The 22,448-nt window shown below is 58.7% G+C and carries 20 protein-coding genes; 4 read left to right on the forward strand and 16 right to left on the reverse strand.

Annotated elements, in window-relative coordinates; translation table 11 throughout:
• Positions 1 to 6: 6 nt before the first annotated feature.
• A complete protein-coding gene (locus MB02_RS12465) occupies positions 7 to 1,725 on the reverse strand; it encodes an alkaline phosphatase family protein (RefSeq protein WP_067537878.1) in 1,719 nt (572 codons plus the stop codon).
• Between the two features lie 226 nt (positions 1,726 to 1,951).
• Between MB02_RS12465 and MB02_RS12470 the strand changes: the two genes are divergently transcribed.
• Both MB02_RS12470 and MB02_RS12475 read left to right on the forward strand, forming a co-directional pair.
• Complete coding sequence (locus tag MB02_RS12470; RefSeq protein ID WP_067537882.1) at positions 1,952 to 2,737, forward strand: SDR family oxidoreductase; 786 nt, start codon at positions 1,952 to 1,954, stop codon at positions 2,735 to 2,737.
• 30 nt (positions 2,738 to 2,767) lie between these two features.
• Positions 2,768 to 3,139, forward strand: coding sequence for a nuclear transport factor 2 family protein (locus tag MB02_RS12475; RefSeq protein ID WP_067537885.1), 372 nt, complete (start codon positions 2,768 to 2,770; stop codon positions 3,137 to 3,139).
• Positions 3,140 to 3,176: 37 nt separating this feature from the next.
• Here MB02_RS12475 and MB02_RS12480 read toward each other — a convergent pair whose 3' ends face one another.
• From MB02_RS12480 to MB02_RS12495, 4 genes are all read right to left on the reverse strand, one after another.
• Complete coding sequence (locus MB02_RS12480) at positions 3,177 to 4,454, reverse strand: helix-turn-helix transcriptional regulator (protein ID WP_170304729.1); 1,278 nt, start codon at positions 4,452 to 4,454, stop codon at positions 3,177 to 3,179.
• On the reverse strand, positions 4,451 to 5,179 hold the full coding sequence (locus tag MB02_RS12485; RefSeq protein WP_067537888.1) for an SDR family NAD(P)-dependent oxidoreductase: 729 nt from the start codon (positions 5,177 to 5,179) through the stop codon (positions 4,451 to 4,453). The genes MB02_RS12480 and MB02_RS12485 overlap by 4 nt, the downstream gene beginning before the upstream one ends.
• Positions 5,176 to 7,308, reverse strand: a complete 2,133-nt coding sequence (locus MB02_RS12490) for an NAD(P)/FAD-dependent oxidoreductase (protein ID WP_067537892.1) — start codon at positions 7,306 to 7,308, stop codon at positions 5,176 to 5,178. The genes MB02_RS12485 and MB02_RS12490 overlap by 4 nt, the downstream gene beginning before the upstream one ends.
• 73 nt (positions 7,309 to 7,381) lie before the next feature.
• Positions 7,382 to 7,846: a nuclear transport factor 2 family protein gene (locus MB02_RS12495; RefSeq protein ID WP_067537895.1), complete on the reverse strand. Its 465-nt coding sequence runs from the start codon at positions 7,844 to 7,846 to the stop codon at positions 7,382 to 7,384.
• Positions 7,847 to 8,001: 155 nt separating this feature from the next.
• On the opposite strand from MB02_RS12495, the gene MB02_RS12500 reads away from it, so the two are divergent.
• On the forward strand, positions 8,002 to 8,754 hold the full coding sequence (locus MB02_RS12500; protein ID WP_067537899.1) for an SDR family NAD(P)-dependent oxidoreductase: 753 nt from the start codon (positions 8,002 to 8,004) through the stop codon (positions 8,752 to 8,754).
• Between the two features lie 76 nt (positions 8,755 to 8,830).
• Here MB02_RS12500 and MB02_RS12505 read toward each other — a convergent pair whose 3' ends face one another.
• The 11 genes from MB02_RS12505 to MB02_RS18080 form a co-directional block, all read right to left on the reverse strand.
• Entirely contained in the window at positions 8,831 to 10,003 is a 1,173-nt protein-coding gene (locus MB02_RS12505; RefSeq protein ID WP_067537902.1) for a DUF1214 domain-containing protein, read from the reverse strand.
• A complete protein-coding gene (locus MB02_RS12510; protein ID WP_067538090.1) occupies positions 9,993 to 11,264 on the reverse strand; it encodes a sulfotransferase family protein in 1,272 nt (423 codons plus the stop codon). The genes MB02_RS12505 and MB02_RS12510 overlap by 11 nt, the downstream gene beginning before the upstream one ends.
• On the reverse strand, positions 11,261 to 11,791 hold the full coding sequence (locus MB02_RS12515; RefSeq protein ID WP_067537906.1) for a nuclear transport factor 2 family protein: 531 nt from the start codon (positions 11,789 to 11,791) through the stop codon (positions 11,261 to 11,263). Before MB02_RS12515 ends, MB02_RS12510 begins: the two co-directional genes overlap by 4 nt.
• A gap of 21 nt (positions 11,792 to 11,812) precedes the next feature.
• Positions 11,813 to 12,232 carry a nuclear transport factor 2 family protein gene (locus MB02_RS12520; RefSeq protein ID WP_067537909.1) on the reverse strand — a complete coding sequence of 140 codons (420 nt, stop codon included), beginning with the start codon at positions 12,230 to 12,232 and terminating at the stop codon, positions 11,813 to 11,815.
• A gap of 10 nt (positions 12,233 to 12,242) precedes the next feature.
• Positions 12,243 to 14,555, reverse strand: a complete 2,313-nt coding sequence (locus MB02_RS12525; RefSeq protein ID WP_170304730.1) for a TonB-dependent receptor — start codon at positions 14,553 to 14,555, stop codon at positions 12,243 to 12,245.
• Positions 14,556 to 14,605: 50 nt separating this feature from the next.
• A complete protein-coding gene (locus MB02_RS12530; RefSeq protein ID WP_235829504.1) occupies positions 14,606 to 15,376 on the reverse strand; it encodes an SDR family NAD(P)-dependent oxidoreductase in 771 nt (256 codons plus the stop codon).
• Between the two features lie 220 nt (positions 15,377 to 15,596).
• A complete protein-coding gene (locus MB02_RS12535) occupies positions 15,597 to 16,352 on the reverse strand; it encodes a helix-turn-helix domain-containing protein (protein ID WP_067537914.1) in 756 nt (251 codons plus the stop codon).
• A 257-nt stretch (positions 16,353 to 16,609) separates the two neighbouring features.
• The gene (locus MB02_RS12540) at positions 16,610 to 17,581 is read right to left on the reverse strand and encodes a Rieske 2Fe-2S domain-containing protein (RefSeq protein WP_067537918.1); all 972 of its coding nucleotides are present in this window, start codon (positions 17,579 to 17,581) and stop codon (positions 16,610 to 16,612) included.
• A gap of 39 nt (positions 17,582 to 17,620) precedes the next feature.
• Positions 17,621 to 18,319, reverse strand: a complete 699-nt coding sequence (locus tag MB02_RS12545) for a TetR/AcrR family transcriptional regulator (RefSeq protein WP_067537921.1) — start codon at positions 18,317 to 18,319, stop codon at positions 17,621 to 17,623.
• A gap of 87 nt (positions 18,320 to 18,406) precedes the next feature.
• The gene (locus MB02_RS12550) at positions 18,407 to 19,657 is read right to left on the reverse strand and encodes a TetR/AcrR family transcriptional regulator (protein ID WP_067537924.1); all 1,251 of its coding nucleotides are present in this window, start codon (positions 19,655 to 19,657) and stop codon (positions 18,407 to 18,409) included.
• Between the two features lie 5 nt (positions 19,658 to 19,662).
• Entirely contained in the window at positions 19,663 to 19,785 is a 123-nt protein-coding gene (locus MB02_RS18080; RefSeq protein ID WP_268872971.1) for a hypothetical protein, read from the reverse strand.
• Between the two features lie 288 nt (positions 19,786 to 20,073).
• On the opposite strand from MB02_RS18080, the gene MB02_RS12560 reads away from it, so the two are divergent.
• A complete protein-coding gene (locus MB02_RS12560) occupies positions 20,074 to 22,440 on the forward strand; it encodes an arylsulfatase (RefSeq protein WP_067537930.1) in 2,367 nt (788 codons plus the stop codon).
• Positions 22,441 to 22,448: the final 8 nt, after the last annotated feature.

A 22,448-nucleotide genomic window follows, 5' to 3' on the forward strand; every position in this document is an offset into this window, starting at 1 on the left:
CGCCTATCAAGGCCTTGGGGCGCAGGTGTCGCGCTCGCTTCCGTCAATATCGAGACAGCGCCCATCGAAACTGCCTGCCGGGACGTTCAATCCGAGTACGGCCACAAGGGTGGGGGCGATGTCCACGGTGTCGACTGGTGCAGGCTGTTCAAGGCCGGGCATACCCTTGCGCCAGAACATCAGCGGTACCCGCCGATCATAGTCCCAGGGGCTCCCGTGCGTGGTCACATAGTAGGGGTCGGGAACGGGGATCGACACAATCGCGCGATGCAGGATGGTGTAGACGTCGCCCGTGCGTTCGGGGTCGAACGAAGCCCGCGCACGCTGTTCCAGTGTCCAATCCTGGGGCGATCCCGATGGCATCGGTATCCGGGCAAGTTCGTCTTTCCGATAGACCGCCTGCACCTGTGGATGGGCCTTCAGTTTGGAGACGAGCCTGTCGATCACTTCCGCTCTCGTTTCGGGCGGCAGGTCGCGGGTCACATAATAGTCGCCAGAAGGGGATTCCGAATAGATCAGCTGCGCCTCACCCGGATTTCGTGATTGTGCCGGATCCTGACGGATGAATTGCGTGAGTTTCAGTTCGGTTGCGATTGCCTGGCCAAGCTCAAGATCTGTGAGCGCGGCATCAGCACGGGCGCCATCGGGCATCGCCTGCTGGTCGAGACGCTCCGGCACGTCGATGCCGCCGTGGTCTGCAGTCAACATTACGACATAATCCAGGCCCTGCGCGTCGAGCTTGTCAAAGAAGTTGCCTAGTGATCGGTCGAGCTCGGCCATCTGGATGCACATTTCCATGCCTTCGTTTCCGAAAGCATGGCCGACATAATCGGTTGCCGAAAGACTGACGGAAAGCAGATCGGGTGTGGACTGCTTCCCGAGCTTCATGGTGTCGATCAACCGAAGGGCAAGGTCGAGAGTGGCACCATCCAGTCGTGGCGAATATTTGAAGCTCTTGGGCTGATCGGCCTTCAATGCGAACCGACCGGTGCCTACAGGTGTCGTGCCGACTTGCACCGCTCGATCACGGGAAAGGCACCAGGATGGGCCATTCATGGGCGGCGCCCCTGCAGTGATCGTGGTCAATACCTGCTGGTTGACGGTCATCGCATCGGGCGCCAGCGCGACACCGTTGAACGATGTGAAACCCTGCTCCAGCCACCAGTATGCCTGATCGATCTTGTGACCGCCCATCATCACTACCGCCCGATCCTTGCCCGAGACCGCGACGTTGCGGCTGGTCGGCCATGCCTTCTTCATCCTGTCGCCGAGTGTCGGTACACGCAGATGGCTGGCGGACACGACCGGATACTTCGAACTGCTGTTCGGATCGGTCTCATCCTCGGCGCAGTAAACCCGTTTTTCTTCACGGTTGAGCGTCACGTCGTACCAGGCGTTGGCGATGATGCCGGACCGGGCGGGATGAACGCCGGTGAGCAACGTGGAATGGCCGGGGCAAGTTTCCGTCGCGGCGTGGCTCTGGTATGCGGAGGAAAAGACCGCACCCTGCATCAGTCGCGCCAGGCCTCCGGTAAAATGCTGCCGGTATTGGGCGAAGAGATCGGCGGAAAATTGGTCGACTGCAATGGCGACAACCAGGCGGGGCGCATCGGAGGCGGGCTTGTCTGCGGCTTGGACAGGTTCGGCTGGGCGGGCAAGGGCCATGGGCGCGACGGACAGGGCAAGGGCCGCGGCAAACGCGGAAAATACAGGCTTGATAGGCATCAGGCTTCCTCGAAGCTTGGCTGGAAGATCGGCAGTCGAGGCACGTCGCTATTGCCCAATTGTTGCGTTGCTGTGGCAGTGGGACCGGGCGGCTCAGGGCCGGAGGGCATTTTCCATCCCTAGTTTATATTGAGGAGGCGCCTCCTTCTGGAAACGGGGAGACTGGTATGGAGAATCGGGCGGAACGATGCCGCCTGCCGCATATGCAAGACAGGAGAGTGTGAGGATGCTGTTGAAGGACAAGGTCGTTGTCATCACGGGCGTAGGGCCGGGGATGGGACAGGCGATGGCGAAGATCGCGGCACAGGAAGGCGCGAAAGTGGTGCTGGGTGCGCGCAATCAGGCATTCATCGATGGTGTCGCTGCTGACATTCGCGCGGCTGGTGGCGAAGCCGTGGCACGCTCCACCGACGTAACGCGCCGGGCCGATTGCGACGGGCTGGTCGCGGCTGGTGTCGAGGCATTCGGACGGATCGATGGATTGGTCAGTTCAGCCTACATCGGAGGCGAAGATGCGCTGTTCGAAAATGGCGATGTCGAAAGCTGGAGCAAAGTCATCGATGTCGCTGCGCTGGGTGCTGCCCGTATGGCACAGGCGGTGCTGGAACCCATGAAAGCTGCGGGTGGCGGTGCAATTGTCAATGTCGCGACGATGCAATCGCTGAAGCCGTTGCCGGGTGGTTCGATCTCCTACGCCGTGGCGAAGGGAGCGATGACCACGTTTACCCGCCAGGCGGCAGCCGATCTGGGCAAGTTCAACATTCGCGTGAACAGCACCCGGATGGGCTGGCTGTGGGGCGATCCGGTGAAGCAGGCGGTGAAGCGCATCGTCGAGCATACCGGCGGGACCGAACAGGACTTTATCGACAGCGTGGCGGCACGAATTCCACTGGGCGTCATCCCTCCGGAAGAGGAATGCGCCAAATCCGTCCTGATGCTCGTTTCCGATTACACGCGCATGGTCACGGGTGCGGTGCTGGATGTGAACGGCGGCGAATGGATGGCTCCGTAAGTTTACGATAACGGGTAGGAGGATAATTCTATGGAACTCAAAGATATTCCTGTCACTTCGCTGTCCGCTGTGAAGGCGCGCGATCGTGAAGGATGGCTTGCGTTGTTTGCCGACGATGCGGTGGTCGAAGATCCGGTGGGACCGTGCGAATGGGATCCGGAAGGCAAGGGGCAAAGGGGCAAGGCAGCGATTGCGGCCTTCTATGACATGTTTGCCGGCTTTCAGGACTCGTTCGATTTCGAGATTCACCACCAGGAACCGCGTGGCTGTGAAGTCGCAGTGTTTGTGACGATGCACATCACAATGAAGGATGGCACGAAATCGTCGAGCAAGGCGATCAACATCTACAAGCAGGCGCCGGACGGTCGCGTCCAGTCGCTGCGTTCGTTCTGGAACGCCTGACCCGGCCTGGAACGGGCGGGGGCGGTGTACAACGTCGTTACAACGATGCGCCGTCCGCCGCCTGTTCCCCTATGCCGAAGGTTTCCGGCACACTGGTGTGAATGAGATGGATCAGCTGGGATTGCCGGTTCAGGCCCAGTTTGGAGAAGATTGAGCGCAGGTGGGCGCGCACGGTGCTGCGGGCGATGCTCAACATGGCGGCCGTGTCCACCACCGAAAGGCCATTCGCCAGCGCGGCGGCTATCGCCGCTTCGGTAGGGGTCAGTGCGAAAATCTTGCGCACAACGTCTGGCCTGACCATCCGCTGTCGGCTGGGATCTGTCAGAAACAGGGCGACGGCGGGGGCCTGCCCGGTCTGCATGAAATCAGGCAGAGTGACCGGCTTCATCACGAGTGCCAGTTCGCGCCGGCCAGAAGGCCGCTCGATACCCATGACGATGCGCTGTTCGCTGCGCTTGTCGGCCATCGCCTTGGCCATGGCCCGGAATTTCCTGTTGCGCGCGCTCCCGTCGACAACGACTGATTGCCCGACCAGGCGAATACCGTCTGCTTCCGCAAGAATGGCCGCTGCGACTTCATTCAGACGGATCACGTTGAGATCGTGGTCGAGCAATACCGTGCCGACGGAGAATTGCGCGACAGTATCGATCAGCACGGAATATTCCGAACGCGTTGTGGCCAGCCTCTGATAGAGTTCGAGCGTCTGGCGCAGATGCGGCAAAAGCGCTTCGATCCGGTTGCGTTCCTCGCGATTGAAAACGCCACTTCCGGGCCAGCGCGTCAGCCGCAGGCGCGCGTCGAAGCCACTGCTGATCTTGAGATCCACGCCCATTATGTGGGAGCCATCCACGGATTCCAGCCATTCCTTGTAGGCTGATGCACGTTCCAGTTCGCCCGGCCCTACATATTCATACATCATGACGACCTTCCCTTCCGGAAGGTTCACGAAAGGATCGATTTGCAGGAAGCGGTCGATGTATTCCCGCGCCTTTTGAGGCGCCACAGTTGGCGTGATGTTGGTGCCCAGTTTGGAATCGTTCGGGGGCGTAAGGATCAGCGTGGCGTGGCGAGCGTTGACATGTTTGGCCAGGGCAAAAAGAAATGCTCGCCAGGGTTCCTCTTCGCCAAGGAGCGAAGCTGTCAGCAATTGTACGAGGTTTGAAAATTCGCTGACCGCGGCCTGTTGTGCCTCGGCGGTGAAAACCTGTTCCAAGGGGCGGGAAACGGGGATGGCGTCGGAAGAAGTGTCCTTGCGATTGTCGTCATGGCTTTCCGAAGCCGGACCTTCCGCATCTCCGTCCCGCCCTGAGGTCATGAATCGGCGATCATGTATCCGCCGCTGACTGCCAGGCATTCGCCCGTGATATAACGTGCGGCCGGGCTGGCGAGGAAGAGTATCGGGTCGGCTATGTCGTCGGGTTCGCCCCAGCGGCCCAATGCGATGCGTTGTGCCGTGGCGGGACCATAGACGGGATCGTCGGCAAAGCGTTCCGTCATTGGCGTGCGGATCGCACCGGGGGCAACGGCATTCACGCGCACATTCCTGTCACCCCATCCTTGCGCGAGGGAGCGGGTCAGCATCAACAGGCCTGCCTTCGCAGCGCCGTAGCCGGGGAACAGCGTATTGCCGAAGAAGGCCATCATCGAAGCGAGCGAAATCACCGCACCGCCGCCGCGTTGGGTGCTGCGGGATAGCGCGGGAAGGCATGCCATGGTCAATGCATGCGTCCCCTTGAGCAGTTCATCTACCGCCACGTCAAAATCTTCCGGCATGCTGGTGCGTCCGGCATTGTTGATCAGCACATCTATATTCGCGCAGGCATCCGCGACATCAAGGACGTTTTTACGTTCGCCAAGGCGCAGCGGCAGATAGCGGTGATGTCGGGGAAGGCCATCGTATGCGGCACTGTCCGCCCTGGTGCCGGTGATTGTCACTCGCGCGCCGGCGAGAGTGAAGGCATCTGCAACCGCCGCTCCTATCCCGCTGGTTCCCCCCGTGACGAGGACTTCGCGCGCGGCAAAGTCGAACGTGGTGCTCATGCGAGTTTCACTGCAAGTTCGGCGGCGCTTTCCATCGCGCCTTCGATATAGCCTACACCTGTAGCGTCTCCGATTGCATGGGCGGAAAATCCCTGTTCACGCAGTTCGTCGGCCAGGGTCGTGTCACCCATCGCACCCTTGGCCACGATGACGTGATCGGCTTTTGCTGTCTGGCTGTTGCCCTTGCTATCGGTCCACTGGACCGCGTGATCGGCGATGGCAATATTCCGGGCACCCGGTGCCAGCGTAACGCCGAGATGGCGCAGGTGGTCGAGGACCCGCCAGCGGCGAACGATCTGGAGACCCGCGCCGAGACGGGTGGCATCATCGACTACAGTGACCCGGCGCCCACGTTCGGAGAGGAATTCTGCCAGTTCCATGCCGACCAGTTCGCCGCCGATGATCACGATATCCTTGCCAAATGGCATGTACTTGCGGCTTGCCTCACGCACGAAAGCGGCGCTCTTCGTCATGCCGGTGCTGCGTCCGGCCTTCATGGCGAGCCTTGTCGCGAAATCGATCTTGCCTGAGAGTGCCTCCAGCCCTTCTGCGAGCATAAGGCTGCGCATTTCGTCGCCATTGAAGACGAAATTCTGATCGGCACCGGGAATGTCCGGCATCGACCGCCGGGCACCAGTTGCAACCACGACGTCTTGAACGCCCAGCTCACGAAGCAAGGCAGGCGTCGCCCGCGCGCGTAGCTTGACTGTGATGCGCTGGTCGGCCGCAACTTCCCGCTTCAACCATTCTACGATGCGTTCGTTCGGTGCAAAAGCAATCGAAGCGAACCGGGCCGTGCCGCCGAGGCTGTCGCTTGCTTCGAGCAGAGTGATCGTATGGCCGCGCGATGCAAGCCGCCGGGCGGCTTCCATGCCACCGGGGCCGCCGCCGACCACGGCGATATGGCGCGGATTGTCGGCTGGCGTCAGCATGCGTTCCAGCTCGTAACCCGTTTCAGGATTGACGGCGCATTTCACCTGACGAGAGAAGAAAATCTGGCTGATGCAAGTGTAACAATAGACGCAGGGGCGCACGCCCTGTGGGTTTCCTTCACTCAGTTTGCGGGCCAGATGAGGTTCAGCCAGCAGCTTGCGCCCCATCGTCACGAAGTCGAGTTTGCCATCGGCAATGAACCGGTCCGCGTCCTCGGGCTCGATCCGGCCGGGACAGATCACCGGCACGTCGACGGCCTGCTTGATACGCGCTGCCAGGTGGACAAAACCATTGGGCGTATCGGTTGCATGTCCGGTGGAATAGGTCAGCCCGCTGCCGGGGTGACCATCGGCCGTGACGTGGATCGCATCCGCACCGGCCTCTTGCGCGAGGCGGGCTGTAACAACGGCGTCCTCGATCGTGATGGCGCCTTCGATCAGGAAATGAGTGCCATCCATTCGCGGCCAGATCGGGAAGTCCGGGCCGACGGCGGCGCGGACGCCTTTGATCACATCGCACAGGAAACGCGTGCGATTTTCGACCGAGCCCCCGTATTCATCGGTGCGGCGATTGATCAGCGGGTTGAGAAACGAGGAAACGAGGTACCCATGTCCGGCATGGATTTCCACGGCATCGGCTCCGGCCCGTTTGGCACGCTCAGCCGCGCTGGCAAACAGATTGACCACATAGGCGATGTCATCCTTGTCCATCACCTTGTATTTCGGTTCACCCATTGCGGCGAAGGGGGCGGTGAACTTGGCCAGCTCGTCTTCCAGAAAGCCGTCCATCATGTCGCCGTCGCTCTTGCCCACTTCCGGAACCGACGGGGTCCAGATCGGCCGTCCGGCCAGCATGTCGTTCATGGCGACCAGACCGGCATGGTGCAGTTGCAGGCAAAGCTTGGCGCCATGGGCATGCAGGGCATCGGCTATGGCCCGCACGCCGGGTACTTGCTCTTCCTTGGAGATCGCTTCCTGTCGCCAGTTGCTTGATCCTTCCGGATAGCCGATCGAAACCGATCCCATGGTGATCATCGCAGTGCCGCCCTTGGCACGCTCGGTATAGTACGCGCGCAGTCGGTCGCCTGAAATGCCGTCTTCGTCGGCCAGATTCGAGCCCATCGGGGTCATGAAGATGCGGTTGCGCAGTTCCATGCCGTTGATGCGGCCCGGCTGCAAAAGGTGCCGGTAGTCCATTGAAGCCTCTCCCCAGCCTTCGTTTATCTTGATGGTCTGGCCTTAGCGCATATCTCGTACGCCCATGCTTCCTTCATTTGAAGGAGGTATTCCCATCCGCGTCGGGATGCCGTTTGTCGCTCCACCGCGATTGCTCACCCATGATGTTCGAGATGGTAATCGGATTCACATATTCGCGCCAGCGAACGATCCTGCCGTCCGCGAAGTCGACCACGGCAATGTAGCGGTTGGAATAGGGTGCATTTGTGGGAATGAACCGACTGTGCGAGGTATATTCCGCAATAAGGCTGTCGGGGGCGGCAAGATCGTGAATTGTCTCGATCCGATAGTTGTAGGGATCGAAATCCGCCCAGCTTGCCTCCAGAACATCCCGGAACCAGCGGGCTCCGCGCTGTTTGGTAGGGAAGTCTTCCATCGGCGGATAGGGCCATTCCAACAGGACATCCGGGGCAAGCGCGGCTTTGAACGTATCGTAGTCCTTTCGTCCAAGTGCGGTCAGCATTTCGACGAAAAGATCGTGGTTTGCCTTGCTGGTCATTGGCCTCTCCATATCTGTTTGGGGCAATCTACTACGGCAGGGCGAAGCCGCTTACTCAATTTGTAGGAATTGCTGCGGGATAAAGCGCGTATGGTGGCGCGGGATGTATTGACCGCATGTCTAGAGATGCGGCGTGAGAACGAGAGGATATTGGGATGCGCTATCAGGGCAAGGTTGTCATCGTGACAGGTGCGGCATCGGGGATCGGCGCTGCGACGGCGGTTCGGCTGGCGGATGAAGGGGCCCAGGTTATTTGTGCCGACATCAACGAAGCTGGCGCACAAGCAACTTCGGAACGCCTTGCCGCGGGAGAATCCGCCCACTTCGCGCTTGGCTTTAATGGAGGTGATGCCGCCTCTTGTCGAGGGATGGTGGCGCAAGCGGTCGAGCGGGCTGGCCGGATCGATATGCTGTGCAATATCGCAGGCATTATGGCCTGGGGGCCGGTTGGCCGGTTTAGCGAGGAAGACTTCGACCGCGTTTTGCGGATCAATTTGTCGAGCCTCTATTATCTCTCGAAGGCCGCTCTGCCTCATCTGCTCGAAACGAAAGGCAACATCGTCAACATGGCCTCTGCGGCGGGCCTGGTCGGCATCGCGTACAATGCGGCCTATTGCGCCAGCAAGGCAGGCGTCATCGCCATGACCCGGTCCATGGCCATCGAGTTTGCAGCTGCCGGAGTGCGGATCAATGCGATCTGTCCAACCGGCGTCAAGACGCCGATGACCGGGACTCTCGACTGGCCGGATGATATGGACCCGGCATTGTTGATGCGGAACTCGTCCAAAATGGGCGAGATGATCGATGCTGAGGATGTGGCGGCGTCCGTCGCGTTTCTTGGATCGGAGGATGCACGTCAGATTACCGGCGTGGCCTTGCCTGTCGATGGAGCCCAGACGGCCGGGTGACGCACAGGGGCAACGGGGTGCCCCTCAACTCGTGTATGGCAGGTCAGAGGAGGCCCTGAGAGGCGGGGCCCGGAAATCATGACACGCGGTTGAGCAGGCCCCTCTGCCTTGCCTTGATCTGGGCGACTCTTTCCTGCTCATCCACGCGCGTACATGGGCCGAGTGCCGACGCCAGTTCGTCCAGACGGGTCCGTTCCATGGTCGGGCGAGGGGATGTCTGCACCCCGATCCATCGAAACGTGATATATCCTTCGGCATATCCGGATGCGTCCAGCCAGTTTGGCACGCCCGGATCTTCGTGGGCGATCACGATAATCAGTTCACCGTCCTGCTCCAGATGGGCATAATGGCAATTGGTGCTGGACAGCCTGTCTCGGTAGTCCATGCTTTCCCACCAGGCATTGCCCAGTTCCACCGACCAATAACGCGCTTCGGGCGGAATGACGCGCACCACCAGCGCCTCGTCGCGCGGCAAGGTCCAATAGGCGGTGACAGGTTCACCGCCAGGGGTCGCGTCGATCTTGCTGGTTCCAAGCTCGCTATAGGCCCGAAAGATTCCCGGTTCCTGCTTCCATCGAGCGAGCATCTCCGCCCAGTAGCGAACGGAAGTTGCCAGCCACTCCGAAGATCGTGCCAGTCCATGGGCCAGGTCGTCTGCGCCTGGGACCGAACGCGGGGCCATTGTGCCGATACGCTCGATCGCGGCGCGCATCGGGCGCTCTCTCTCCCAATCTCCGAAAAACTGCCGGATCGTCACCCGGTATGTCTCCGGGCTGGTCTTCAACCAGTTGGGGCCGCATGGCTCCGGTCCGATGTTGATCTCGAACGTGCCATCGGATGCCACTTCCAGATTGTCCCCCTGCAGCATGCTGGCAGGGCTGCCGCCGAATGGTGTCCCCCCGCTTTCGACTGCGGTGACGGCAAGGTAATTGGCTGTGCCGCGACTGCCCGAAATACGGTAGTGATCGAGTCCGTTGATCGGTGCGCCAAGATACAGGGCGTCGGGATTGTCGCCGCCCTGCTTACGTACCGCATCGAAATAATGCATCAGTTGCGGGTGCAGGGGATCGCAATTCTCCAATTCGAATTGCAGCGCCAGGGCGATATTGCGCGCGACCTGACGCAGGCCAGAACTCTGATCGAGCTGGTGCTGCGGCAGGGCCGGATCGAACGCAATTTCCCCGGCTTGCTTCAGTCCATCGCAAAAATCGGACCAGGCGAAACGTAACATTGCATCTTCAGACCGCATGGGCGGCAACCTCGTCAGGAACGTCGAACCGTTGCTGATAGCGTCGGAAGAGATCCCGCTGGCGCGCAATCTCGGCTTCCGATCCCACTTCGTAACTGTGGACCCCGAATTTGTGGCGGGGCTTGTGCGCGATATAGGATCGGATATCCGCAGCGGCCTGTTCCTGGAGAGCGAGCCCCATGCGATCGTAAAGCGTGGTGATGGCTCTCTCCGGATTTTCCACCAGATCGGCATAGCGAGAAGCGAAAACCTGCGAGGCGGGAACGTCGCCAGAATCCATCCAGTCGATCAGCCGCTCAAGTCGCGCAGCCACTGCGTCGGGTGTCATCAGTGCTTCGAATTCCTTCACGTTGAAGGGCTTGTCGCTGCGCATCCAGTACAGCGTTGCGAGCATGTTGGTGATGGAAGCATTCGCTTTGATCGGATCGCGATGTGTCACGATCAGGCGCGCATCCGGAAACACCTCGAACAGGGTTGGCAGGTACGCGAGATGGGAAGGAGCCTTGAGGAGCCAATGCTGTCGCGGATTGCGCCATTGCAGCAGCTTCAGGACCCGGGCGTAATATTCCAGTGCCGGTGTCATGTCGGCGGTGGCCAGCCACATGCTGTATTCCGCCGTCGGCGCCTTTGACGGCATGTTGTCGCTACGGAAGGACGCTTCATAGACGGCGACGCACTCGGCGGGAATCCAGCCACCGCTTTCGTGCATGGCCTGCCATGGCGGCGCTGCGCGTCCCCACTGGGTCAACAGGTGATGGGCTGCTTCTGCTCTCGGGTCGGTTCGGTAAGTCGTTGCTTCAGGCGGAGGGCAGGGGAACATCGCTTCCCAACTGCTGGGAACGCCGAATTGATTGTCCTGTGAAAGGAGTTCGAACAGGATGGAAGTGCCCGACCGGCCCAGCCCGGTGATGAAGACAGGCGCATCGATCACCTCGTCTTCTATCTTCGGGTGGAGGCGGTAGGTTTCTTCGACCTGCAGGCGCGCTTTCAACAAGTTGATCAGCTCGTTGCGGGTCATGATCCGGCCGAATATGTGCAATTCGGCTTCGCGGTCGAGCGAGCGGGTCAGGATTTCGAAGGGTTCCCGCCAGTCATCGGTTCCGAAGTCGGAAAGGCCGGTCTGCCTGATGGCCGTCTCGATGAGATTTTCCGCATCGAGAGGGACGATGGCAGCCGGATCCATGAAACGGCATTCCTCGATGATCTTCGCGAGCCATTCGGGCCTCTCTGGTGGTTGCCAGAAATGCGACTGGTCGCTCATGCGGTGCCGTCCCTTGGAGCCATCGCCGCTGCGATCCGTGCCTTCATCGGCTCGACCCATTCGCGCTTCAGTTGAGGGGAAAGCAGCCCGGCAGCGTCCAGTTCGTCGCACAGCACCATCTGGTGGCCGATGTCGAACATGTCGGTCTGGCGAGTGAACTTGCCGTCGCCGCCGTAAGTGATGAAGGAAACCCCGTGGGTTTCATAATGGGTGCCATCCGGACGCAGGCCCGGACCCCGATTGAGCCAGTGGGTCACGATGTCTTTGCCGTTCACGGCATATCCGACATAGGGGAACGTCCATCCTTCCCAGCCGGTGCTCATATCGCGGCCATAGTGAGTGGCGCGAATTTCATCGACCCCGTTGGCGACGACAGGCATGACGCCGCCATACTGGCAATCATAGACGCAATCCTTGTGATAGAATTCGTCGGCGAGCCAGCTCCAGTTGTTCATTTCCTCGGATTTCTTGAACCCGTCGATCAGGCGCTCGACCGTTTCGACGATTTCATCGTGAGAATAGCTCATTTTCCTCTCCGTTTCGCTTGTTCAGGTCAGGCAGGTTTTATCGTTGAATGCCCGAAGGTGCAGGATATGGCAGCTCTCGTCAAAAGCCAGCGTTTCAAACACTTCCAGGGAGACCGAGCCCTGTCCTGCGACACTCAGCTCCGATTGAAAGACGATGCATGCTTCGTTGCCATTGACGATGATCCGTTTCAGCTTGTTGGCGCATGACCAGCCCGCATCCACGCTGCCCTGCCAGAAGGTTCGCAGCGCGGCACGCCCTGTAATGGGGGGCGTGCCGACAGGTTCCTCCGCAACGGCATTATCGGCGAACAATGCCGCGCGTGCGGCGATGTCGTTCGTGGCATACGAAGCGAGATAGGCTTCCACTGTCTGTTCGATCTGCTCACGAGTGAGGGTCGCGGGGATTGCCGCGTAAGTTTGCAGAAACAGGTCTCTTAACATGGCCGTTTCCTCAAAAGCTGGCGCGGACTTCGACACCGCCGTTGCGTGGGCGATTGTAAGTCACACCGCCGAAGCCGAGCGATCCATAATCGATGCCACCTACGATCACATGCTTGTTGAGCAGGTTGTCGCCCCATGCGGCCACTTCCAGTTCGCCACCGGCAAAGGGAATCTTGCCCAAGGCAATGCGCGCGCCAAGATTGTTGTCCGCACCGCCCCGGATCGCGGCGTTGTAAGGGCTGTCACGATCCAGCACGTTCCAGTAGCGTCCGCTCTTGTAACTGTAATCGACCCGCAGAGTGAGTTCGCCCACTCCGACATCTGCCTGGTACTGTGCGGCGAGGTGGGCCGTGGTCTTCGAAACGTAGGCAAAGCGGGCCTCGTCCGCGACATCCAGGATCTCGTCCAGTACCGGATCGCGATACAGGAACTTCTTGTATTTCGGATCGACATAGCCAAGCGATCCTTCAAGCCGGAAACCGGGGAGGGGGATAACCGCCACTTCCAGCTCGACCCCTTTGTAGACCGCCCGGCCAGCATTCACCGTTTCGTTGGTGGTGCCATTGGATCCGGCAACGAACTGCGTAACCTGCAGGTCGTTGTAGTCGGTGTAGAAAGCTGTCGCGTTGATCCGCACTTTCCGATCGGCGAGATCGGCTTTGATACCGACTTCTCCGGAAGTCGCCTTCATTGGCCCATAGCCGTCGTTGACACTTTGCGGATTGAAGCCCCCGGCCTTGTAACCGGTGGCGAAGCGCGCAAATGTCATGACATCTGGCGTCCACTTGTAACTGAGGGATGCTGTCCAGCTGAAATTCTTGAATGACCGCTCAAGCGAACGGGCAGGAAGCAAAACGCCATCCGAGCTGTTCTGCTGGTCCATTGTACGCTTGTCGTGCGTATAACGGCCACCAAGCGTCAGCTCCATGCGCCCGTCCAGAGAGGAAGGACGCCAGCTCACTTGCCCGAACGCGGCATAAGACTTGGCTCCGGCGCCATAGGCCGTAGTCGGTTGAATGTTGAGCGCGGTGTCCGCGTCGATCACAAACGTGAGGAAATACGGCGCGAACTCGCTGACATGTTCGTTGAAGTAAAACAGTCCAGCGACATAATCGAGATCTCCGGCCTTGCCGAGAATCTGGAGTTCCTGCGAGAACTGATTTTGCTTGCGACGGGAAGATGGTAGCGCGGCATAGGGGCTGACCATGACCGGCCCGGTGACACCCAGAACTTCGCCGAGCAGGGGGCCATTGCCATCGAGTTGCGTGTTCTCGCGGATCGACAGATTACGCCAGGCAGTAATCGACTTGATGCTGACACTGTCATTGACGCTGTATTCCGCCGTCAAGGCATTGCCATAAGAGGTGATCCGCGATGCAGGCAGAGTTCCGGCCTGTGCCAGCTTCGAGAGATATCGGTTCGAAACCACGAACGGTGCCCCGCCGTAATCCGGGGACTTTGAAAAGTAATCCTGCACCGCCTGGGATGCGATAAAGACCTGCGAGGCATTGCTGATCGCGCGGGTCCGGCTGTAGTCGCCCCGATAATCCAGTGTCAGCCCGCCCAGCTCTGCCGTCACTGCGCCGTTGATCGCAGTCGTGCGCACGGCACCGGGATCATCGCTCGATTTGGTCAATGTGTTGTCGACAAAGCCATCGCGCTGGTGATGATAGATGCCCAGACGGGCCTTGATGCCACTGGTCCCAAGATCACCTGTGTCGAAAGATCCGCTGGCAGTGATTTCGTCGTCACTGCCATAGCCGAGCCGGAGATTGGCACCGGCCTGGTTCTGCGGCTTCCTGGTCAAGATATTGAGTGCACCGCCAGTCGTGTTGCGGCCAAACAAAGTCCCTTGCGGTCCACGCAGGACTTCGAGCCTCTCGATATCTATGAGGTCGGAAAGGTTCCCCGACATCCGGGCATGATAAACTCCGTCGACATAAACACCGACGGTTGCATCGTTGGTGAAGTTGGGCGCGTATTCCCCGATGCCTCGAATGTATGCGACGAGTGTCGAGGAGGCATTGCCCGGGCTAGGTGACAGGCTGAGATTGGGAATGCGGGCGTCGAGATCCGTGCTCGACTGAACATTCATGTTTTCCAGCGCGTCGCTACTCAATGCAGTGATAGCCAGCGGAGCATCCTGAATGTTTTCTTCGCGTCGCCGGGCGGTCACGACAATCGTGCCGAAGCCGTCGGTGTTTTCGGAATACCCACCGTTATCCTGCTGGGGAGCGTCCTGGGCGTGGGCCACGGATGGCAAACCCAGGACAAGCGTCAACGTAGTTATCGCCGTCGAGGCAAGTTTCACCTTTCCAGACACTTTCCATCTCCGTTTTATATATGAATTATTATATTGAAATAATTATATTTTTATATTCCGAAGCCGCCCGATACACTGATCGATTGGCCAGTTACGTAGGAGGCGCGATGCGATGCGAAGAACACGACTGCATCGGCGATTTCCTCGGGTCGCCCCCAACGGACCAAAGGCAGCATCTTGCGGGTTTCCGCGATCCAGGCTGCATCAAAAACGCCTTGATGCAGGAGTTCCTTGAACATGCCGGCCTCGATCACGCCGACGAGGACGGAATTGGCCCGGATGTTGTGGGCCCCTTCTTCCACGGCAATCCCACGGACCAAGGATTCGATCGCTGCCTTGGGGGCGACCGACAGCCCGTCTTTCTGCGGCCAACGTGTGTGACCGGCGGAGCCGAGAGTTACGAAAGATCCGCCGCCATTCTCTCTGAAATGAGGGATGGCGACTTTGCTTGTTGCGAAGAAACCACTGACTTCGACGTCAAGTGCCCTGCGCCATTCCTCCAGGCTGGTGTCGGCAAGATGGACTTGCGTGACCAATGGTCCGGCTGCCCATACGACTGTATGAATTCGCCCATGAGCGCTGACTGCTTCTTGAAAGGCACGCTCGATCTGGGCGATGTCGGTCACATCTACGGCATGCTTGCTGCCCAACACACCGGTGGCCTCTATAGCTTTGACGGCTGCTGATGCTGCCTCTTCATTTCTGCGGAATGTGACGGCGACGTTTGTCCCCGCTTCGGCAAGCGCAAGGGCAACGGCTTGGCCGATGCCGCCACTGCCACCAAAAACCATCGCCGCACCGTCCGGAAACTGACCCCTCACTCATTCTCTCCTCAATGGGCGTCGACCATCCATTGCCAGCCCGGGAGTGGGGCCGGCATGTCTTGTCGAACATGCTCTGTTTTGAGTTGGCCGGAGCCAATGAGCGTGGAGTGCTATCGCTTGAGCGCGATAGCAATGCGGTTTCGCGCAACGATCAGCTGATGACGGAAAAACCGATCAAGTCATGATCGGTTTGAGTAATTCACCCTGTTTGTGAGGACTATTCGTCTAGCATATGCTGCAAATTTACGGGGTGAGCGGCGGTTATGATGCAGTGCCACTCCATCTGCGCCCGCATTTGCCGCCGGTCGTCGAGGGCAAGAGCGCGCACGGCTGCGACAAAGTCTTTCATCAGCAGATCGAGCTGCACGACCGAGGCTGGCGAGAGCTTGAGCGTTTCCAGCTCCCAGACCGATCTCGGGCCATTATAATCGATGGTCTGAAAGAGTTTCTTCGCAGTGCGGTCAAAGGTTCGCCGTACAGGTCCCCCTTGATGCCAGTCAGGGTATTTGACAGTCAGAATACGGACGTTGTTGTTCGGCATGAGGCGGATCAGACCGAGCCGATCCAGCTTGACCAGATGTGCGACCAGTTGCGGCTCGTTCAATCCGCATTCGACCCTTACCTCCTCAGGGGTCCAGCCGTAGCGCAGCAGATAGAAGACGAACGCGCACATCACGCTTTCGGCAACACCGATTTCCTGTGTGTGAGACAGTCGATGAATTAGCCCCTGTTCGCCATTGTGAGCCATTTCGGCCAGGTCGACGATCCTTATGTCAGCGATCTGGCAGAGCTTGCCCAGGATCTGCAATGTCATGCCTTTGCCCGATAGGTATCGGCGTACGGTTGCCTCGCTGACCTGAAGCTTTTCGGCGATCAGGGTCTGTCGGATACCTTTTTGACGGAGGATACGTTTCAAGGCCGCCAGCAGCCGTTCCACGTCTTCCATCTGCTCGAATGCTTCCAGTTCTCTCACCTGTTCCTGCCTATCGAATTGTGATCGCCCGGCTGTGGGCTCGATAGCGGAATGGTAATTGCAGATACTGGCGAGGCAAAGTGCCTGCTGGAGTAGAGGTGTCACCGGGGCGTGAATGTGGCGGTTATTCTGCCTTCGAACGAAAAGGGATGTCCTTCGAGCAGAAGGCCTTCATCGGTGGAAGCAGGGTGAGAGGGCAGATGGGATGCCAAAGGGAGAGGTTGTCTCATTCCCTCTGGCATCCTTGACGTGTCTGATCAGGCGTAGAACTCTTCCTGATAGGAACGCCATTTCATGATCGGGCCATCGCCGGCGCACAGTTGAGGGCGGGCAAGGTGTTTCTTGAAATCGAGTACCTTGAAATCCTTGTCGGTCTCAAAGGCGGTGTTGTCTGCGAAAGGCTTGCCCAAGGCTTCATTCAATTCGGGGGAGCCCATGTCGCGAACATAGAGCCGACTGACCTGTACGAAACGTTCATGGTCGATCGGTGTTGCGGATACTGACTGAAGGAACCCGAAACCGTCGCCGGTAACCAGCTGAGTCATCAGCGACACCCCGGTAAACATGTTTTCCAGCCCGGTAACCGGGAAGCGTTCTCCGGTCGGCGGACTGAATCGCGCATGCATGCCGAAGGAGGTGCGTTCCATTGACTCGATCGTCGGGAGAAAGTTCGAGCCATGCAATTGCTGAACGTGTGCGGTGTCGAACAGGTTTTCAAACAGATCGCGATACGGACACGTCGATTCACGGAAAGTCGTGGAATGCGGAATCCATGGAGCGTCGACATCGAGAGATTCACGGCTCCATGGCTCGAAGTCGGGCTCCTCGCCTTCTGGGTGGTACCAGGCGAGCACCATTCCGTCGATTTCGCGGGTGGGGTAAACCTTGAGCTTTACGCTCCCTGGAACCATGACCTTGGTATAGGGGATATCGACGCAGCGGCCAGTCGCGCCATCGAATGACCATTTATGGAATGGACAGGTGATCTTGCCCTCGCTGATCGAGCCGTCCAGTGTCGCCAGATGGGCACCCAGATGCGGGCAGAACGCATCGGCGACATGGGCGGTGCCATCCGGCCCGCGATAGACGATGAACTGTTCGTCCAGATAACTGACGGGGAGCATTTCGTCGGCAGTGACCTTTTCGGATTCGGCCACACAATACCAGCCCCTCGGGAACCCGATGTCCGGTGCCCTGCGGTGCATGGGAAGCGCTTCCATGGTAAGCATCCTCTCTTCTCCTTCTCGTTGTCACATTATTGTTGTGATCTATGCCTCTCCCGTTGGGGGTAGAGTTTCGCCTCGCGATGCGGCGATCATTTCCAACAGCATGGAAACACCTTCATCTATCAGTTGATCGCCTTCGGCCTTCGCCAGAAAGTGTTCCATCCACTCGCCGACAAGCGGACTTTGCTGATGATCTTGCGCGGCGTATTCCTGCCGCATCGTTCCTGCGCGTGATGCACCGCGCGCGCTCAGTTCTGCCTCGTTATTTGCCGCTGCCGCCGCACCAAGAGCAATGCAGCTTGCCATGCGGTAGATGTGAAAGGCGAACTGCGGATCAAAGCCGCGATCAACCAGCAATCGGGCAAAGCCTTCCAACTCGTCGATCTGCCCTTCTGCGCCCATGATCCCTTCCACAAAATGGACAAGCAACTTGGGCTTCTTTGAGAACACTTCGTAAATGGCGCGGATATGGGCCTCGACAATTTTGGACCAGTGCTGCCCATGTTCCTGGATCGACGGACGCCATGCCTGGTTCACGGCAACAAGCCGCTTCAAGTCATCGACGCTTTCGACATAGGTATAGAGCGTGGCCACGCCGATACCAAGGCGATCGGCCACCGCGCTCATGCTGAGGCTGTCGAGGCCGAGCGCCGCTGCGGCATCGATAATCTCGTTGAGCGACACCCTGCGGGGGCGGCCCACGGACTTCTTCTTGCTGAGCCGCTGCACGTTCGTATTCATGAGCGGAGAATATCGAATGCATTTCGGAAATACAATCGGATTTCAATCTTGGCTTTTGACAAGGAGGCAATGTTGAGTGGATACAGTTTATTGCCGTGCTATCCCGTCAAGAAAGATCAATGCACATTCGCGTGAGCGCTCTTCGCGTAATCCAGCGTCGGGAAAGGCATTGAGCGTGAGGAATCTGACGGCATGAGTTGCGAGGCAATAAAATGCCCGTGCCGCGAATATATCGGGCAGGGGGAGGTCATGGCGTGCCAGTATCCGGTTCAGTGACCGGGACACTGCGGCAACGCGCATATCGAAGAAGCGCTGAGCGAGATCGGGCGTCATTTCGGCCTCCTGAACCAGCAGGCGCTGCAGCTTGATACTGTGCGGTTCAAGGTGCCATTCGAGTACGTCCTGAGCCAGATGTGCAATTTCACTCAGCGGATCGGATTTGCACGGCTGCTCAAAAGTGGCGCGGCTCGATGCAAAGATCTGCTGTTCCACAATGTAACGGAACAGTCCCTCCTTGTTGCCGAACTGGCGATATATTGTCGCCTTGCTGGACCTGACCGTCTTGGCGATCCGTTCCATATTCGCGCTTACGTAGCCGTGTTCGAGGAATTCGTTCATTGCCGCAGTGAGCAGCGCGTCCCACTTCTCTTTGGCAAGACGCAGGGCAACCCTGCCTTCGGGAACGGGCTTCGCCGCCATCTCCAGCAGAGACAGGCGAGCGGAAGCCGCGTCCTGGCTGTGTCTCTGATAACCATGAAGAAACAGATCCGTGGCGGCCTCGACCAGAGTCTTGCGTTCCTCAGTCGACGGTAATGGAGCACCCAGGAAATATCGGCTGCCTTCTACCGTTAGCGCTCCGAAACGAGTGGAGATGATAGCGGGGTCGACTGGGGCCAGTTTGCCTTCGTGGATAAGCCTGTCGAGATAGCTGGCAAGATTTCCGGCCAGGGACAGACGGTACTCGTGGAGTTCGGCTGCCAGTTCGGGAAATTGGCTGGCGGCGACAATGTTAGCTCGAAACAGGCCAAAGCTGGCCGGGTGGGTATAGCGTTCGAACAAGCGGTGGCCGAAGGCGATCAGCGTATCTCTGACGTTTTCGGACGTCTGCACCGACGAAAAGTTCTTGTCGGCTTCCTCCAGCGTTCTGCGCACGGCTGCCTCGAACAATGCCAACTTGTTGGGGAAATGTTCGTAAATGCTTTGCTTGCTCAGATGCGCGGTGCTGGCAATCATATCGATGCTGGTGCGCGCGAACCCCTCTCGAAGAAAGACTTCTCCGGCCGTGTCCAATATCTGGGCGCGAGTATCCCGCCGCCTGTGTGTTGGGGATTTGATCATTCTAGCTAAGCAAGCCCCTTGCCGAGGGGATGTTCCATACTGGCTGCGCAAACATCATCGTATTCGGCCTTCGGGCTGCTCACACCGTGCGGTATCCGGGGATTGGCATCGAGATCGAGTCTTTCCAACCCGGTTTCCTGTTCAGTAATCGGGAAAGAGTGGCTGAGGAAGCTTCGCGCCCCGATAGCATCTCGACAGTACAAAGGCAGAGTGAGTTTTAGCCTGTTTCCCCGAGACACGCTGTTAGCGGAGCAGGAATTGAGACAAAGTATATTGTACGATCCAGTTCCGTACGATAGGCAGGTAAAGGGCCAATAGCCAACGATGGAATAACCCGCAAATATTGTCCCGGCATCCGTGAAATTGCAGGCGAACCGTCAAAATTGAAAACAGAATGTGAGAGAGGATTGGAGGGGATGTTCCTGAAAAAACGTATGTTTCGGGCCTTTGTCTGCGGCGTAGCGGTAACGGGGGCTGGCGTTGGATCGGCTGCGGCGGGAACTGGTGTCCAACCTACCGGTCCGGCAATTCCGTTGCAGGAAGAGCCGTTCGCGGGAAAGATCGGGAAGACATATCGGGATTCTGAAAGCGCCTTTCCCTCCCAACGGACGGCACCGGCAGGTGCACCCAATATCCTGCTTGTACTCACCGATGACGTGGGGTTTGGCGCGGCAGGAACATTTGGCGGTGCGGTCCCGACCCCCAATCTCGATCGGCTCGCCTCTCATGGTCTGGTGTATTCCCGCTTCCACACGACGGCAATGTGTTCGCCGACCAGGGCATCGCTTCTGACGGGGCGTAACCATCATGCTGTGGGCAATGGCATCGTTGCCAATCTGGCGACGGGATTCCCGGGCTATGACAACCTTCTGCCGAAGAGTGCTGCGACAGTGGCAGAGGTGCTCCGCACCTACGGATACAATACTGCGATGTTCGGAAAACATCACAATGCGCCCGAAAGCCATGTCTCGCCTGCTGGCCCATTCGATCTTTGGCCGGTGGGCCTGGGCTTTGATTATTTCTATGGCTTCATGGCCGCGGAAACCAATCAGTATACGCCCGCGCTCTATCGGGGGATCACGCCAACCCCCACGCTGAAGGAAGGCGTACTGGACAAGGCGCTTGCCGACGATGCGATCGGCTGGATACATGCGCAACAGGCTGCCGCACCGGACAAGCCTTTCTTTATCTACTACGCGACGGGTTCGACCCATGCGCCCCTGCAAGCGCCAGCCGACTGGATAGCGCGATTCAAAGGCCAGTTCGATAACGGGTGGGACGCAGTACGCGCCCAGACTGTTACCCGGCAAAAGGCAATGGGGATTTTACCGGCCGATGCGCAGGTCACGCCCCGTCCCGAAGGCTTGCCCGCATGGGATAGTCTGACGGCGGATCAGCAGCGTGTCACCGCGCGAATGATGGAAGTCTATGCCGGTATGCTGGCCTATCAGGATGCACAGTTCGGACGCCTGATGGACGAATTGGAGCGCATGGGCGAGTTGGACAATACACTGATTGTCTTCATCGAAGGGGATAATGGGCCAGCAGCAGAAGGTGGGCCCTTCGGCAGCATGAATCCCATGTCGAACTTCGCCAATGGCACGAAAGAGACCTTGGCGGACATGACGGCCGCGTTGGATGATTTTGGCGGACCGAATACGGTAGGCAATATTGCGGATGCCTGGGCCTGGGCAATGGCCGCACCCAACCCTTATGTGAAACAGTATGCGTCGCACCTGGGTGGTGTGCGCAATGGTATGGTGATTTCCTGGCCGGAACATATCAAGGGGCGGGGTGAGCGTAAGCAATTCGCGCATGTCACGGATATCATGCCGACATTGTTGGAGGCGGCAGGCATCGAGGCCCCATCGTCTGTGAATGGTGTGGTTCAACAGCCGATTGATGGGACGAGTCTGTTCTATACCTTCGAGAACGGCAAAGCTGATGGGCGACACGAAACCCAGTATTTCGAGATGATGGGGAACCGTGCTATCTACAAGGATGGCTGGTGGGCGGGGACCACACCGGCGCGATCACCATGGAAAACGGTTGCCGCCAGCGTAGGTCATCCGGATACTTATCCGTGGGAGCTTTATGATCTCAAAAAAGATCCCGCTCAGGCACATGATCTTGCGCATGAGCAGCCACAGAAGCTCGCGGAACTGAAGGCTGCGTTCGATCGTGAAGCGAAGGCGAACCAAGTCTATCCGCTTGATGACCGGCTCGATATCTCCAGATTTGCCGAGGCGGCCAACTTTGGGCGGCAACGCGACCACTATGTGTTCTGGGGTAGCGGTGTAAGTATTCCGGACGCCAGTGCGCCCAAGATCAACGGTCGCTCATTTGTGATACGGGCGAACATTGACGTCCCCGATGATGTGACCAGTGGCGCCATCGTCGCATTCGGAAGTAAGTTTGGCGGTTGGAGCTTCCATCTCGACCAAGGACGTCCGACCGTGTTGTTGCGGGCGAGCCAGCTTTCGAGAGACCGTTCCACTGTGGCGGCTGCATCCACCATTGGGAAAGGGAGCCATGAACTCGAATTTGAGTTCCAGAAAGACAGTGGCTTTAATGCGGGTGGGATGATGATTATCCGGGCGGACGGGAAAGAGATTGGTAGAGGCCGTCTGCCACGCACGATTTCCAAACTTCCTGAAATGACCGATACATTTGATGTCGGTTTCGATGCCGATACTCCGGTGGACGAAGGGGTAGGATCGCAACAGTTCGGCGGCAAGATTGACAAGGTCGATGTGACGCTTGCTCCGATCGGAACGCGTTAAGCCCATGG

This window comes from Croceicoccus estronivorus (assembly GCF_001625325.1).
Classification (GTDB): domain Bacteria; phylum Pseudomonadota; class Alphaproteobacteria; order Sphingomonadales; family Sphingomonadaceae; genus Caenibius; species Caenibius estronivorus.